This window comes from Streptomyces sp. STR69 (assembly GCF_024519455.1).
Lineage (GTDB): Bacteria > Actinomycetota > Actinomycetes > Streptomycetales > Streptomycetaceae > Streptomyces.
On record NZ_JALJRY010000001.1, the window covers coordinates 588889 to 603896 of the forward strand.

The following is a 15008-nucleotide window of genomic DNA, read 5'->3' on the forward strand; positions in this document are numbered from 1 at the left end:
GAGTCGCCGATCTTTGACAACTCGACAGAGGACGTAGGCCGGCTGTCAGCCGAGGTCGATCTCCGGGTACAGGGGGAAGCCGGCCACCAGGTCCGTCGCCCTGCGGGAGATCTCGTCGGAGACCTTTTCGTCCAGGACGTGGGACGCCTTGCTCGGCGCGCCCGACTTCGTCGTGCCGGGCTCGGTGGTGGTGAGGACGCGGTCGATGAGAGCGGCGACCTCGTCCATCTCGGCGGTGCCCAGGCCGCGGGTGGTCAGGGCGGGGGTGCCGATGCGGATGCCGGAGGTGTACCAGGCGCCGTTGGGGTCGGCCGGGATCGCGTTGCGGTTGGTGACGATGCCGGAGTCCAGGAGGGCCGTCTCGGCCTGGCGGCCGGTGAGGCCGTACGACGTCTCCACGTCGATCAGGTTCAGGTGATTGTCCGTGCCGCCGGTGACGAGGGTGGCGCCGCGGCGCATCAGGCCGTCCGCCAGCGCGCGGGAGTTGTCGACGATGCGCTGGGCGTAGTCCTGGAAGGAGGGCTGCCTGGCCTCGGCGAGGGCGACGGCCTTGGCTGCCATGACGTGCGGGAGCGGGCCGCCCAGCACCATCGGGCAGCCGCGGTCGACCTGGTCCTTGAGGGAGTCGTCGCACAGGACCATGCCGCCGCGCGGGCCGCGCAGCGACTTGTGCGTGGTCGTGGTGACGATCTGGGCGTGCGGGACCGGGTCGAAGTCGCCGGTCAGGACCTTGCCCGCGACCAGGCCGGCGAAGTGCGCCATGTCGACCATGAGGGTCGCGCCGACCTCGTCGGCGATCTCGCGCATGATGCGGAAGTTCACCAGGCGGGGGTAGGCGGAGTAGCCGGCGACGATGATCAGCGGCTTGAAGTCGCGGGCCGACGCGCGCAGGGCGTCGTAGTCGATGAGGCCGGTCGCCGGGTCGGTGCCGTAGGAGCGCTGGTCGAACATCTTGCCGGAGATGTTGGGGCGGAAGCCGTGGGTGAGGTGGCCGCCGGCGTCCAGGGACATGCCGAGCATGCGCTGGTTGCCGAAGGCCTGGCGGAGCTCGGCCCACTCGGCGTCGGAGAGGTCGTTGACCTGGCGGACGCCCGCCTTCGCGAGGGCCGGGACCTCGACACGGTCGGCGAGGATCGACCAGAAGGCGACAAGGTTGGCGTCGATGCCGGAGTGCGGCTGGACGTAGGCGTGACGGGCGCCGAAGAGTTCGCGCGCGTGCTCGGCGGCGAGGGACTCGACGGTGTCGACGTTGCGGCAGCCGGCGTAGAAGCGGCGGCCGATGGTGCCCTCGGCGTACTTGTCGCTGAACCAGTTGCCCATCGCGAGCAGTGTGGCCGGGGAGGCGTAGTTCTCGGAGGCGATCAGCTTGAGCATCTCGCGCTGGTCGGCGACTTCCTGGCCGATGGCGTCGGCGACGCGCGGCTCGACGGCGCGGATCACATCGAGGGCGGCGCGGAAGGCGGTGGACTCACGGGAAAGGGGCGCGGAATTGTCGGGCATGGGGACCTCCGGACGTGGCGTTCGGCGTTCACGGTACGGCCCAGGCGCACGGCACACATTGCAGCTCGGGCCGCTCCCCGATGGTCGGTCCCATCCCAGCGCGCCAGTCACGGCCCGCCGGTCAGCCTACCGGGCGGGCCGGACGGGGCGGCTCGTGCGTCCAGCATCTGGAGTTCGGTGAGAGTCCCCGCGCGGGAGGCCGCGGTGATCTCCCCTCCCCTAGAGTCCCTATGTGCTCTTTGGAATGGTGTGCGCGCTCGGCGCGGCGATCTGCTTCGGTACCGCGACGGTCCTGCAGGCGGTCGCCACGCGGGCGGCGACGACGGGTGGGGGCGGGGACGCGGCGCTGCTGCTGCGGGCGCTGCGGCAGTGGCGGTACATGGCGGGGCTCGGGCTGGACGGGCTGGGGTTCGTGTTCCAGATCGCGGCGCTGCGGTCGCTGCCCATCTACGCGGTCGGGGCGGCCCTGGCGTCGAGCCTCGCGGTGACGGCGGTGGTGGCCGCGCGGCTGCTGAAGGTGCGGCTCAGCGGGGTGGAGTGGGCGGCCGTCGGTGTGGTGTGCGCGGGCCTCGCGATGCTGGGGCTGGCGTCCGGGGCGGAGGGGGACCGGGCCGGTTCTACGGCCTTGAAGTGGGCGATGCTGGGGACGGCCGGTGCGGTGCTGCTGCTCGGGCTGGTCGGTGGGCGACTGCCGGAGCGGGGGCGGGCGTTGACGCTCGGGCTTGGCGCCGGGTTCGGGTTCGGGGTCGTCGAGGTGGCGGTCCGGCTGATCGACTCGCTCTCACCGTCGACGCTGGTCGGCAACCCGGCGACGTATGCCCTGCTGGTCGGTGGAGGCGCCGCGTTCCTGCTGCTGACCACGGCCCTGCAGCGAGGGTCGGTGACGACGGCCACCGCCGGGTTGGTGATCGGGGAGACGATCGGGCCGGCGGCGGTGGGCGTGGTGTGGCTCGGGGACCGTACACGGGAAGGGCTGGAGTGGCTCGCCGTGCTGGGGTTCCTGGTCGCGGTGGTGGGGGCGTTGGCGTTGGCCCGGTTCGGGGAAGCGCCTGCGGAGGGCACGGTCGAAGACCCGGTGCAGGGGGCGGAGCAGACCTGACAGCCGAGCTTCCGCAACCCGCCGAGCCTCACAACCGAGCACATCCGCAACGGGCTGGCTCCACGGCCGACGCCGTGGCCCATGGCCGCCGACGACACGGACCGGGCCGGCAGTCTCGCCCCGTCCACCCGCCCCGGCACCCCACCTCACTCCATAGCAGCCACGATTCCGTCCCACAGACGTGACCGTGCCTCCAGTGCCAGCGTCGCCGTCTCCACCGCCTCCTCCCATCGCCGGTCGTCCGTGCCGCAGAGGTCGGCGACCATCTGCATGGCCATGGGGGTGTGTTCCTCGCCGTCGACCTCGATGTGGCGGGCAAGGTAGTCGCAGAACAGGGGGAAGCGTTCTGTGCCCTCCTTCTTGATCACCTGGTCGAACATGTCCGGGATCAGGTCCTCGCGGGAGAAGGCGAAGGCGGCGGCTCGGCAGTGCAGCGGTCGTTCCTCGATGATGCCGAAGGTGGTGCGGACGAACTCGGAGGCCGGGCTTGGGACTTGGGCCCCGCGCAGCGCCGCCGGCACACCGTGCCCCTCGATCAGCAGCGCGAGGAACGCGTCGATCCGGGTCGTATCGGCGCCGGCCTCGGTCATTCCGGCGCGGTACAGCTCGAAGTGACTCGTGAAACCGCCGTTCAGTTCGTCGCTCTCCTCGACCAGCACGATGTCGTTGATGAGCCGCCGGCTGACTTCCGAGCCACGCGGTACCCAGGGGACGTCGACACAGGTCAGTTCGCGCTGCAGGGACTTCAGCAGGGACATGAAGTCCCATACCGCGAAGACGTGGTGGGCCATGAACGTCGCCATGTTCTCGCGGCTGTCGATGCGCTGGTAAATCGGGTGCGCGGTCACTTCTTTCCGCGCGGATTCGATCACCGAACGAGCCCTGTCGATTCCCTCGTGCCGCATATCCCAGTCGTACCTGGACATGATTCTCCTTCGGTCGGGAGAGCGATCGTGCAGCCATTGAAGACCGACCTGCAAGCGCTTCCCGGAATTTGGGGAAAGTTACCCCGGGTACGGTTCGACAGAGTGCGCGAAGGCGACCAAAAGGCTGATAAAGGGTCACGATACGGGCAATCGAAAAAACGTTGTTGATATTTGAACGTGACGTGAAGGTTCTGCGTACCTGTCCGTGTGACCAGTAATCACGTCACCGTCACCATGGCCTTTCAAGTGGTGCCGGGCCGCGGGCCCGACTTCCAACCGTGGGCGTGGGCGATGTTGAACGCGAGTGCCCAGCAACCTGGCTTCCTGGGAGGCGGTGTACTCGTCGACGGAGAGGCGGAGTGGCATGTCGTCTATCGCTTCGCCAGCGAGGGAACCGTCCGGGCCTGGGAGGACTCCACCGCACGGGCCCAATGGGACGTACAGGCCGCGGACTTCGCCCGGCAGACCGGGCGCAGGAGCGTGCGGGGCTCCAAGGTGTGGTTCGACTCACAGACCGCCGCACCGAAGACCCCCACTCCGCCGGCGAAATGGAAACTGTGGTTCGTGAACATGAGCGCGGTGTTTCCGCCGGTGCTCCTGTTCAATCTGATCATTCTTCCTTATCTGGGCGGCCTCAATCCGCTCGTCCGCACGTTTCTTTTATGCCTGTGTGTGACGGCTCTCGTCACCTGGATTCTCATGCCGCGGCTCCAGCGTTTCCTCAAGAAATGGCTGTATCCGCCGCTCCAGGCATTCCGCGGACGACATAAAAGACGGACCGCGTAGGTCCGGCGCGAACCAAGGGAGGTGGGCGGGTGAAGACCCTGCTCATCGACAATTACGACTCGTACACCTACAACCTGTTCCAGCTGATCGCCGAGGTCAACGGCGAGGAACCGGTTGTGATCCGCAATGACGACCCGGGTGGAATTCCGGATCTCGCGGAATTCGACAATGCCGTGGTGTCACCGGGGCCCGGGCATCCGGGCGAGCCGCGCGACTTCGGCATCGCGGCCGCCGTGCTCGCCGAGTCCCCGATCCCCGTGCTCGGCGTCTGCCTGGGCCACCAGGGCATCGCGCTCGGCGAGGGCGCCCGGGTGACGACCGCGCCAGAACCCCGGCACGGGCATCTGTCCACGGTCCGGCACGACGGACGCGACCTGTTCCACGGGCTGCCTCAGGACTTCACCGCCGTCCGCTACCACTCACTGGCCGTACCCGAGCCGCTGCCGGACACCCTGGAGGCCGCCGCCTGGGCCGAGGACGGTGTCCTGATGGCGCTGCGGCACCGCAACCGTCCGCTGTGGGGCGTGCAGTTCCACCCGGAGTCCGTGCTGACCGAGTACGGCCACCGCATGCTCGTCAACTTCCGCAATCTCACGGCGGAACGATTCGGCAGACCCCGTACGAAGAACACCGCCGTCACTCCGGCCGTCGCGGCGATACCGCGTCCCCGGCAAGCGGTCCGTCCCTCCTACCGGCTGCACACGCGGCGCATCGCGGGCGCGGTCGACACGGAGGGCGCCTTCAGCCGGATGTACGGGGCGTCACAACGGGCGTTCTGGCTGGACAGCGCCCTGGTCGAGGAGGGCCTGTCGCGGTTCTCGTTCTTCGGCGACGACAGCGGTCCGCTCGCGGAGTTCGTGCGCTACGACGTCGAGGCCGGCGCCTGCGAGATCGAGCGGTCGGGACGCCCGACGCGCAAGGTCACGGCAAGCGTCTTCGACTACCTGCGACGGCAGTTGGCGACGCGTCATGTCGACGCGGGAAACCTGCCCTTCGACTTCACCGGGGGGTACGTCGGCTACTTCGGGTACGAGACGAAGGCCGACTGCGGTTCGGCGAACCGGCACTCGTCCGACGTCCCGGACGCCTGTTGGCTGTTCGCGGACCGGCTGATCGCGGTGGACCATCTGAAGGGGTTCACCTACGCGGTCTGCCTCGCCGAGGACACCCCGCGGGCCGCGCGTGAGGCCGACGACTGGCTGGAGAGCGCGCTGGCCCAGCTGAGCTTCGTCGCCACCGAGGCCGAACGCCCGCCACCGCCCACCCTGGTCGAGCCCGACCTCGGTGCCGCCGAGCCATGGCTGGTGCGGGACCGGGAGACGTATCTCGCGGACATCGAGGCCTGTCAGCGGGAGTTGCGGGCGGGCACCAGCTACGAGATCTGTCTGACGAACGCGGCCCGTTTACCAGCTCCGCCGGACCCCTACGACTTCTACCGGGTGCTGCGCCGGATCAACCCGGCCCCGTATGCGGCCTTTCTGCGGATGGGCGATGTCGACGTGGTCGGCTCGTCCCCCGAGCGGTTCCTGCGGATCACCCGGGACGGGATCGCCGAGGCGCGTCCCATCAAGGGCACGGCGCCACGCGGAACTGATCCGGAAGAGGACGCCCGGCTGCGGGACGCACTCGCCGCGGACGCCAAGACACGTGCCGAGAACCTGATGATCGTCGATCTCCTCCGCAACGACCTGGGCCAGGTCTGCCGGACCGGGTCGGTGCGCGTGACCCGGCTCATGGCCACCGAGACGTACGCGACCGTGCACCAGCTGGTCTCCACCGTCGAGGGCCGGCTGCGGGAGGGCACGGACGCGGTGGAGTGTGTGCGGGCCTGTTTTCCCGGCGGCTCGATGACCGGGGCACCGAAGCTGCGCACGCTGGAGATCATCGACCGGCTGGAGACCGAGGCCCGCGGTGTGTACTCCGGTGCCCTCGGCTATCTGGGATGCAGCGGGGGCGCGGATCTCAACATCGTCATCCGTACGGCCGTCATCGCGGACGGGCTGATGCAGCTGGGCGCCGGGGGCGCGATCGTGCTCGACTCCGATCCGGTCGGCGAGTACGACGAGATGCTGCTGAAGACGGCGGCCCAGATGCGGGCCCTGCACCAGTACACCGGGGACCGGATACACGAGCAGCGGGAGCACACGGCGGCCCACGCCGCCCTTCGCGCGGAGCGCGTCCGCGGCGAGCACACCGCCACCGAGGAGCCCGTGCGATGACGACTCCGCAGACCGTGCTCACGCCGGCCGACGCCGAGGCCCCCGGCAACCTCGCCGCCCAGCTCGCCGGGCTGGCCGAGCGACGCGGATGGGCCGGGCGGGCCGCCTTCCACCAGGGGCACCGGACCTGGACCCACGGCGAGGTGCACGCGCTCGCCGCCTGCGCCGCCACCGTCCTCGCCGGTCACGGAGTTCGGCCCGGTGACCGGGTGGTCCTGGCGCTGCCCGACGGCATCGCCTGGGTGACGGCCTTCCTCGCGACCGCCCGGCTCGGCGCCGTCGCGGTACTGGTCAATCCCGAACTCCCCGCAGCGGACCAGGCGTTCATGGCCGCGGACACCGAGGCCGTGCTCTGTGTCACGGGACCGGGCCTGGAGGACCGTTTCACCAACCGGTCCCGTCTCGGCGCCGACCAGCTGCTCGCGCTCACCGCCGCGGCCGGACCGACCCTCTCCCACCCGGTCGACGCGCACGCGCCGCTGTATGTCCAGTACACCTCCGGCACCACCGGCCGTCCCAAGGGCGCCGTACACACGCATGGCGACCCCAAGGCCTACCACGACCTCATCGGACGGCGGCTGCTGCGGATCACCGAGGACGACGTCACCCTGTCCGTGTCCAAGCTCTACTTCGCCTACGGCTTCGGCAACGCCTTCGTCTTCCCGCTCTTCTCCGGCTCCTCCGCCGTCCTGGTGGACCGGCGCCCGACCCCGGCCGCCGTCGACGAGTTGGTGGCCCGGCACCGGGTGACCCTGCTCTACTCCGTGCCGTCCGCGTACGCCGCGCTGGTGGCCGACCGGGGCAGCGGGCACGAGGCATGTTTCGCCTCGGTGCGTGCCGCGGTGTCGGCGGGCGAGGGCCTCCCGGAGCAACTCGGCGGGCGCGTCACCGAGTTGCTCGGCGCGCCGGTGCTGGAACAGATCGGCTCCACCGAGGCCGGTCACGCCTTCTGCGCCAACAGCGTCGGGCACAACCACCCCGGCACCGTCGGCCGCCCCGTGCCCGGCTTCGAGGTGGAGGTGCGCGACCGCGCGGGCCGCCCGGTGCCGGACGGCACCGAGGGCGAGCTGTGGGTACGCGGCCCGACGGTGACCCCCGGTTATCTGAACCGGCCCGAGGAGAGCGAACGCACCCTGGTCGGCGGCTGGTTGGCCACCCACGACCGGGCGGTCCGCGAGCCGGACGGCACCTTCCGGCATCTGGGCCGCGCCGACGACATGGAGATGGTCGGCGGCATCACCGTCTCCCCGCTGGAGGTGGAGGCCGTACTGCGGACCCACCCGGCGGTGAAGGAGGTCGCGGTCGCGGCCGTCACCGACGGGACCGGGGCGAGCCGGCTGCGCGCCTTCGTCGTCCCCGTCACCCGGGTCCCGGAGGGCCTCCAGGACGACCTGATCCGGCTGGCCCGCGCGCACCTGGCCGCCTTCAAGGTGCCCCGGAGCGTGAGCCTCGTCCCGTCCCTCCCCCGCACCCCCACCGGCAAACTCCGCCGCCACCTGGTCCGCCTGGGCGCCTGGTGACCACCACAGAAAGGAACGGCCAGATGCGAGAGCAGCACCTCCCCCTCACTGACCGGGGGTACTACCTGGGCCCGCTCTTCCGGCGGGCGGCAGAGCGCCACGGAGCCGTCCACGTCACCCTGGACCGGCCGCTGGACACCCATCCCGCACTGGGCGTCGACCTGACCTACGCGGCTGTCGCGGACATCGTCGAGGACTTGTCGGGCCGGCTGTGGGAGGCGGGGGTACGGCCCTCGGAGCGGGTGGTCGTACACAAGACGGACAACGTCGACATCGTGCTGCTGACCTGTGCGATCTCCCGCATCGGCGCGGTACCGGCGCTGCTCTCCCCCGCGCTGGCCGGACCCGTCGTCGCGGAACTGGTCGGCCGGCTGCGCCGGCCGTGGCTGATCACCGACCGGGCCAAACTGGACGGCCCGCTTAAGGAGTTGGAGCTCCCGGTGCGGGGCGTCCTGTCGGTGGACGAGGCGCCCGGGGCCGAACCCCTCACGAAGTACGCCGGTGCCGAGCGTCCCGCGGCGGTGCGCCTGCACCCGCGCGAGCCCGCCCTGATCACGCACAGTTCGGGCACCACCGGCATCCCCAAGCTCGCCGTGCACTGCCCGAACACCATGTGGAACCGGCTGATCCCGCAGCAGGCGATGGGCTGGCCCACACGCGGCGAGACGGCGGCACTGCACATGTCGTTCGTGCACTCGCGCTTCTACCATCTGCTCGGTGTCCTGCTGCGGTTCGGCAGCCCGCTGGTGCTGATCACCGACCCCGAACCGGCAGCCGTGGCACCGCTGTTGGCCCGGCACCGGCCCGGCATCGTCGAGACCCATCCCAACACCTTCGTCCTGTGGGAGGAGTTGGCCGACGCGCCCGGCGCACCCCTGTCGCGGGTGCGGTCCTACGGCTCGACGTTCGACGCGATCCACCCGCGCACGGTACGGCGGTTGCTGGACGCCTCCACGCGACGTGCGCCCTGGCTGCTCCAGCTCTACGGGCAGAGCGAGACCGGCCCGGTCGCCTTCCAGTGGTTCACCCGGCGCAGTGCGGCCCGGGCCGACGGGCGACGGGTGGGCATCGGGATACCGGGCTTCACCCGCGTCCGGGTCACCGGCACCGACGGCCGGCCCACGCCCCCCGGGACACCCGGCCGGATCGAGGCCCGCACCCGGGGCCGGATCCTCACCTACCTCGGCATGCAGGACCGCTACGACCGTCAACTCCACGACGGCTGGTGGGAGATGGGCGACATGGGCTACCGCAGCAGGCTGGGCGCCCTGTACCTGATCGACCGCGAGATCGACCAGATCGACTCCGTGCACAGCAATCTGGAGGTCGAGGACGTCCTGATGGACCGGCTGGAGGAGCTGCGCGAGGTGGTCATCGTGCCCGGCGCGGACCGGGAGCCCGTGCCCGTGGTGTGCGTCCGCGGCGAACGGACGCTGGATCCGGAGCGCTGGCGGGAGGCCACGGCCGACCTGCCCGCGATGGCCGAGCCCCGGCAATGGCGGTTCGAGGAGCTGCCGATGACCGCGACCTGGAAGGTGAAACGGGTGGAGATCACCAGGATGCTGGCGGCGGGCGTGCACGCGTGATTCCGGTGGCGGTGGTCGGCGCGGGTCCGGTGGGCCTGTCGGCGGCGCTCGCGCTGCGGGCGCGCGGACTGCCGGTCGTGCTGCTGGAGGCCGACCCGAAGGACCGTGAACGCCCGGGCAGCCGCGCCCTGTTCGTGCACCGGGAGACCCTCGGACTGCTCGACGGCATGCTGCCCGGGCTCGCCACGGAGATCACCTCCTACGGGCGGACCTGGCACACGAGGCGGACCCTGTACCGGGGCCGCGAGGTCTACTCCCGCACCTTCCCCCCTCCGTCCGGCCCGCCGCCCTTCACCAGCCTGCGCCAGGTGGACACCGAGCGCTTCCTGCGGGCCGCGTGCGAACGGGCCGGGGTGGAGTTCGCGTGGGACGCACGCGTGACGGACGTCCGCACGACACCGACGGGCGTCACACTGAGCTGCGCGGACGGACGGGAGTGGAACTGCGGGTACGCGGTCGCCGCGGACGGCGCCCGCTCCGTCGTCCGCGGCTCGCTCGGCATCCTCATGGAGGGCAGCAGGGGCGAGGGCTTCCATGTGGTCGTCGACGTGGCCGATGTCCCGGGCGCCGAACTGCCGTTGGAGCGGGTCTTCCACTACGAGCATCCGGGCGTCGGTGGCCGCAGTGTGATGCGGGTGCCGTTCACCGGGGGGTTCCAGGTCGACCTGCAGTGCCGGGACGACGACGCGCAGGAGGAGTTCGGGACCGAGGAGGCCGTACGGGAGTGGCTGCCGGCGGTCGTCGGCGACGGGTACGCCGAGTACATCCTGTGGGTGTCGACGTACCGCTTCCTGCGCAAGGTGGCCGCCGCCTTCACCGACCGGCACGGGAGGGTGCTGCTCGTCGGCGAGGCGGCCCATCTCTTCCCGCCGTTCGGGGCGCGGGGGATGAACAGCGGGATCGCGGACGCGGCGGCGGCAGCGGAGGCCATCGCCAACGGGGCGGTCGAGCCGTTCGCCGAAGTACGGCGGTCCGCGGCGCTGTTCAACAGCGCCGCGGCCGGTGCCGCACTGGACCAGCTGCGGCCCCGGCGCCGGATCGTCCGGGTCAAGCAGCGCACGGCGGCAGCACTCGCGCCCGTGCTGCCGTGGTGCGGATCGTGGCTGGAGCACGCGCCGTACGGGCCACGGCACGGGGCGCCGGCTGTAGCGGGCCGCAAGTACTGAGCGGAAAGGGGCAGTTGTGACTCAATCAGTTCAACCGGTCGTCGTGGAAGGGCTCTCGGCATGGTCGCCGGGCCGGGGTCTGACTCCTGCCGGCGCGTCCGGGGGACGGCTGCTGGTGGCGGACTCCTGGCTGGTGCGGGACGGCAGGGTGCGTGACCTGGAACGGCATCAGGAGCGGTTCCTGCACTCCTGCGGCGAGGCCGGCGGGCCGCCGCTGAGCCGGCTGCTGCAGTTCTGGCGGGACGTGACCGATGCGCTGCCACGCACCGGCGAGTGGTTTCCGCGGGTCGAACTCGCCGCCGAATCAATGGAGTTGCGGCTCCTGCTCCGGCCCGCGCCACCGCTCGGGACCGGCGTGCGGGTCTGGGCGGCGGGCCAGCGCGATCCCCGGATCGTCCCCCGCCGCAAGGGTCCCGACCTGGACACCCTCGCCCAGGTCCGCAAGCGGGCGTCGGAGGAGGGCGCCGAGGAGGCGCTGCTCGTCACGTCCTCCGGCGTCGTACTGGAGGCGGCCACCGCGAGCGTGCTGTGGTGGGAACACGACACCCTGTGCCTGCCCGCGCCGCAGCTGCCGGTCCTGCCCGGAGTGACCGCCGCCCTCGTCCAGGAACGGGCCCGGCGGACGGGTCTCCGCGTCGCCCACCGCGAGCGGACGGTGGCCGACCTGGACGGCCGCGAGGTGTGGCTGGTGAACGCGCTGCACGGCATCCGCCCGGTCACGGCCTGGATGGGCGGGCTGCTCCGGACCGCACCGGCCGAGCGTGCCCCGGAATGGCGGACGTGGCTGGAGAACATCGGGGAGCCGCTGCCGGAGAAATAGCGGAACGAAAGGAGACGGGCATCGGCGAACATTGCCGATGCCCGTATTCTGCATGCTGTTTCGCGGCCCTGTTTCCCGGCCCTGTTTCCCGGCTATTCCTGGACGTTTTTCCTGGACGTTTTCCCTCGGCGCTATTTCTTCGCCGGCTGATAACCCCCCGGCACCATCCGGGTCGCGATGGCGGTCCGGTTGTACGCGTTGATGACGGTGGCCGCCCAGATCAGCGCCGCGATCTGCTCCTCGGCGAAGACCTCCGCGGCCTCGGCGTACACGGCGTCCGGCACGTGTCCGTCGTGCACCAGGGTCACGGCCTCGGTCAACGCCAGCGCGGCGCGCTCGCGTTCGGTGAAGAAGGGGGTCTCCCGCCAGGCGCTGAGGGCGTACAGACGCTGCTCGGTCTCGCCCGCGGCGCGCGCGTCCTTGGTGTGCATGTCGAGACAGAAGGCGCAGCCGTTGAGCTGCGAGGCGCGGATCCTGAGCAGTTCCAGGATTTCCGGTTCGACCTTGGCGTCCTGGGCCGCGGACACGGCGGCGGCGTGCAGGGCGCCCATCGCGGCGGACACGTCGGGCGTGATTTTCTTCAATGCCACACGGGTTATCGCATCACTGTTACTCATGAGCCGACTCTATCCGCTCCGTTGTATTCAGGAATGGGAAACGGACCGAATACGGTCACATTGTTCGAGCGGGCCGGTGTCGAGATTGACCCACGTTTTCGGCACGGAAGTGGCCCATGCCGCGAGGTCGCCCGAAGCCTAGGGTGGAGACATGACCACCGAGGAAACCGCCCGATACGCCCCCGAACACAGCCCCCGCCTGGACTGGGCCCAGCTCGCGCCCGAGGTCTACAAGGCGATGGTCCGCCTCGACGCGGCCGCTCGCCGGGGCCTCGACCCGACGCTGCTGGAACTCGTGAAGATCCGTGCCTCGCAGCTCAACCACTGCGCGTTCTGCCTCGACATGCACACCAAGGACGCGCTGGCGGCGGGCGAGCGCGTCGAGCGGATCGTCCAGCTCGGGGCGTGGGAGGAGTCCCGGCACTTCTACACCGAGAAGGAGCTGGCGGCGATCGAACTGACCGAGGCGGTCACCGTGCTGACGGACGGCTTCGTCCCGGACGAGGTCTACGAGCGGGCCGCCAAGCAGTTCGAGGAGGCCGAGCTGGCGCAGCTGATCGCCGCCATTACGGTGATCAACGCGTGGAACCGGTTCGGTGTGAGCACGCGGACGGTGCCGGGGCACTACCAGGCGGGGCAGCACAAGTGACCGTGCGGACAAGGCTGTTGGACCGTGAGGTGGGGCAGGCGCTGTCCGCACTCAGCGCCGCCGCGAAGAAGGGCCTGGGCGACCCCGCGCTCGCCGAACTCGTCGTGATCCGGGCCTCGCAGCTCAACCACTGCGCGTTCTGTCTGGACATGCACCTCGCCATAGCCCGCGAACACGGGGTGAGCGAGAGGCAGTTGGACCTGCTGGCCGCGTGGGAGGAGGCCGAGGGCGTCTTCGACGAGCGGGAGCGGGCCGCGCTGGCGCTGACCGAGGCGGTGACGGTCATCACCGAAGGCTTCGTGCCGGACGAGGTGTACGCGAGAGCCGCCGAGCACTTCACCGAAGGCCGACTCGCCCATCTCATCGGGCTGATCACCGCCATCAACAACTGGAACCGGGTGATGGTCAGCCGCCGTATCGAGCCCGGGGGCTACCAGGCATGAGCAAGGCGGAGATCTTCCGGGCCCTGCATCAGCGCCGGCTCCCCGGTGACCCGCTCGTGCTGCCCGGGCCCTGGGACGTGGTCAGTGCGCGGGTGTTCGTGGACGCCGGGTTCCCGGCGCTCGCCACGCCGAGTGCCGGGATCGCCGCCTCGCTGGGGTACGAGGACGGGGCGACGCCGGTGGACGAGATGTTCGCGGCGGTCGCGCGGATCGCGGGGGCCGTGGACGTGCCGGTGTCGGCGGACGTCGAGGACGGATACGGACTCACGCCGAAGGAACTGGTGGAACGGCTTCTGGAGGCCGGGGCCGTGGGGTGCAACCTTGAGGACTCCGCCGGGGGTGTCCTCAAGGACCCACGGCAGCACGCCGACTGGCTCGCCGAGGTGCGGTCCGCAGCGGCCGACCGGCTGTTCGTCAACGCGCGCGTCGACACCTTCGCGTATGGCGACGGCGACCCCGAACGGGCCATCGAGCGGGCCGCGTTGTACGTCGCCGCGGGTGCCGACTGTGTCTATCCGATCGACGCTCCGGCGGACGTACTGCCGTTGCTGCGGTCCGGTGTCCAGGGGCCGGTCAACGTGTTCGGCCGGCTGGACGGCAAGGGCCCCTCGCCCACCGAACTCGGTGAACTCGGGGCCACTCGCGTCACGTTCGGGCCGGGGCTCCAGCGCTGGGCGGCACTCGCTCTGGAAGGGATGGCCGGGCAGTTGCAGAGGCCGTGAGCGGGGTCAGGACAGCCATGCCTTCCAGGTGGCGGGGTGGCTGTCCACCCACTTCTTCGCCGCGTCCGCCGGTGACAGCTTCTGGTCGGCGATCATCAGGGAGACCTCGTTCTGGTCCTCGGTCGTCCACCTGAACCTCTTCAGGAAGGCCGCCGCCTTGCCGCCGCTCCCGGCGAAGTCCGTGTTGAGGTACTTCTGCAGCGGGGTGTACGGGTAGGCGCAGGCGACCTTGGCCGCGTCGGCGTCGCAACCCTCCTTGTAGGCGGGGAGTTTCACCTCGGTCATCGGCACCTTCTTGAACAGCCACTGGGGTGCGTACCAGTAGGTGAGGAAGGGCTTCCTCTCCTTGGCGAACTGCTTCATCTGGGTGATCTGCGCGGCCTCCGAACCGGCGAACACCACCTGGTAGTTCAGCTTCAGGTTGGTCACCAGCGCCTTGTCGTTGGTGACGTAGGAGGGTGAACCGTCCATCAGCTGGCCCTTGTTGCCGCTCTCGGCCGTGCGGAACAGCGAGGAGTACTTGTCGAGGTTCTTCCAGTTCGTGATGTCGGGGTGCTGCTTGACCAGGTAGGTCGGGACGTACCAGCCGATGTGCCCGGTCACCCCGAGGCCGCCCGCGCGCGTGATCGTCTTCTTGTCGTCGACGTAGCGCTTCTCCTGGTCGGGGTGGCCCCAGTCCTCCAGGATCGCGTCGACCCGGCCCTGGCTGAGCGCGTCCCACGCGGGGACCTCGTCGACCTGGACGGTGTCGACGCGGTAGCCGAGCTTGTGCTCCAACAGGTACTGCGCGACGGCCACGTTGGCCTGTGCGCCCACCCAGGACTGGACGGAGAGGGTCACGGTCCTGGCGCCCCGCGCGTTGGCGAAGGGCGAGGCCTGCTTGGTCATGTCGGCGGCGCCGCAACCGGTGAGCAGCACCAGCGACGCCACGGCAGCGGTCGTACGGACTCGCATG

14 protein-coding genes and 1 riboswitch are annotated in these 15008 nt (G+C 70.4%); of the genes, 10 read left to right on the forward strand and 4 right to left on the reverse strand.

Going from position 1 to position 15008, the window contains the following annotated elements:
• Positions 1-45 precede the first annotated feature (45 nt).
• Positions 46-1500, reverse strand: a complete 1455-nt coding sequence (locus tag OC490_RS02770; protein WP_262056111.1) for a glycine hydroxymethyltransferase — start codon at positions 1498-1500, stop codon at positions 46-48.
• Between the two features lie 31 nt (positions 1501-1531).
• Positions 1532-1621: riboswitch (ZMP/ZTP riboswitch) on the reverse strand.
• Positions 1622-1744: 123 nt separating this feature from the next.
• Here OC490_RS02770 and OC490_RS02775 point away from each other — a divergent pair.
• Positions 1745-2599 (forward strand): hypothetical protein, encoded by an 855-nt coding sequence (locus OC490_RS02775; RefSeq protein WP_262056315.1) that lies wholly within the window; start codon positions 1745-1747, stop codon positions 2597-2599.
• A 146-nt stretch (positions 2600-2745) separates the two neighbouring features.
• On the opposite strand, the gene OC490_RS02780 is transcribed toward OC490_RS02775, so the two are convergent.
• Positions 2746-3525, reverse strand: coding sequence for a DUF3050 domain-containing protein (locus tag OC490_RS02780; RefSeq protein ID WP_262056112.1), 780 nt, complete (start codon positions 3523-3525; stop codon positions 2746-2748).
• A 207-nt stretch (positions 3526-3732) separates the two neighbouring features.
• Here OC490_RS02780 and OC490_RS02785 point away from each other — a divergent pair, with 207 nt between their 5' ends.
• The 6 genes from OC490_RS02785 to OC490_RS02810 are packed head-to-tail and all read left to right on the forward strand — an operon-like array spanning position 3733 to position 11622.
• The gene (locus OC490_RS02785; RefSeq protein WP_262056113.1) at positions 3733-4311 is read left to right on the forward strand and encodes an antibiotic biosynthesis monooxygenase; all 579 of its coding nucleotides are present in this window, start codon (positions 3733-3735) and stop codon (positions 4309-4311) included.
• A 29-nt stretch (positions 4312-4340) separates the two neighbouring features.
• On the forward strand, positions 4341-6530 hold the full coding sequence (pabB, locus tag OC490_RS02790; protein ID WP_262056114.1) for an aminodeoxychorismate synthase component I: 2190 nt from the start codon (positions 4341-4343) through the stop codon (positions 6528-6530).
• The gene (locus tag OC490_RS02795; protein ID WP_262056115.1) at positions 6527-8050 is read left to right on the forward strand and encodes an AMP-binding protein; all 1524 of its coding nucleotides are present in this window, start codon (positions 6527-6529) and stop codon (positions 8048-8050) included. Before pabB ends, OC490_RS02795 begins: the two co-directional genes overlap by 4 nt.
• A 23-nt stretch (positions 8051-8073) precedes the next feature.
• Complete coding sequence (locus OC490_RS02800) at positions 8074-9636, forward strand: class I adenylate-forming enzyme family protein (RefSeq protein ID WP_262056116.1); 1563 nt, start codon at positions 8074-8076, stop codon at positions 9634-9636.
• Positions 9633-10802 carry an FAD-dependent monooxygenase gene (locus tag OC490_RS02805; RefSeq protein ID WP_262056117.1) on the forward strand — a complete coding sequence of 390 codons (1170 nt, stop codon included), beginning with the start codon at positions 9633-9635 and terminating at the stop codon, positions 10800-10802. The genes OC490_RS02800 and OC490_RS02805 overlap by 4 nt, the downstream gene beginning before the upstream one ends.
• A gap of 16 nt (positions 10803-10818) precedes the next feature.
• Entirely contained in the window at positions 10819-11622 is an 804-nt protein-coding gene (locus OC490_RS02810) for an aminotransferase class IV (protein WP_262056118.1), read from the forward strand.
• A 131-nt stretch (positions 11623-11753) separates the two neighbouring features.
• Here OC490_RS02810 and OC490_RS02815 read toward each other — a convergent pair whose 3' ends face one another.
• The gene (locus tag OC490_RS02815) at positions 11754-12239 is read right to left on the reverse strand and encodes a carboxymuconolactone decarboxylase family protein (RefSeq protein WP_262056119.1); all 486 of its coding nucleotides are present in this window, start codon (positions 12237-12239) and stop codon (positions 11754-11756) included.
• 151 nt (positions 12240-12390) lie between these two features.
• Between OC490_RS02815 and OC490_RS02820 the strand changes: the two genes are divergently transcribed.
• Genes OC490_RS02820 through OC490_RS02830 form a run of 3 tightly spaced genes read left to right on the forward strand, consistent with a single transcriptional unit; the run spans position 12391 to position 14053 of the window.
• A complete protein-coding gene (locus OC490_RS02820) occupies positions 12391-12888 on the forward strand; it encodes a carboxymuconolactone decarboxylase family protein (RefSeq protein WP_262056120.1) in 498 nt (165 codons plus the stop codon).
• Positions 12885-13331: a carboxymuconolactone decarboxylase family protein gene (locus OC490_RS02825; RefSeq protein WP_262056121.1), complete on the forward strand. Its 447-nt coding sequence runs from the start codon at positions 12885-12887 to the stop codon at positions 13329-13331. Before OC490_RS02820 ends, OC490_RS02825 begins: the two co-directional genes overlap by 4 nt.
• On the forward strand, positions 13328-14053 hold the full coding sequence (locus OC490_RS02830; protein WP_262056122.1) for an isocitrate lyase/phosphoenolpyruvate mutase family protein: 726 nt from the start codon (positions 13328-13330) through the stop codon (positions 14051-14053). The genes OC490_RS02825 and OC490_RS02830 overlap by 4 nt, the downstream gene beginning before the upstream one ends.
• Before the next feature lie 6 nt (positions 14054-14059).
• Here OC490_RS02830 and OC490_RS02835 read toward each other — a convergent pair whose 3' ends face one another.
• Positions 14060-15007, reverse strand: a complete 948-nt coding sequence (locus OC490_RS02835) for an ABC transporter substrate-binding protein (RefSeq protein ID WP_262056123.1) — start codon at positions 15005-15007, stop codon at positions 14060-14062.
• Position 15008 lies beyond the last annotated feature (1 nt).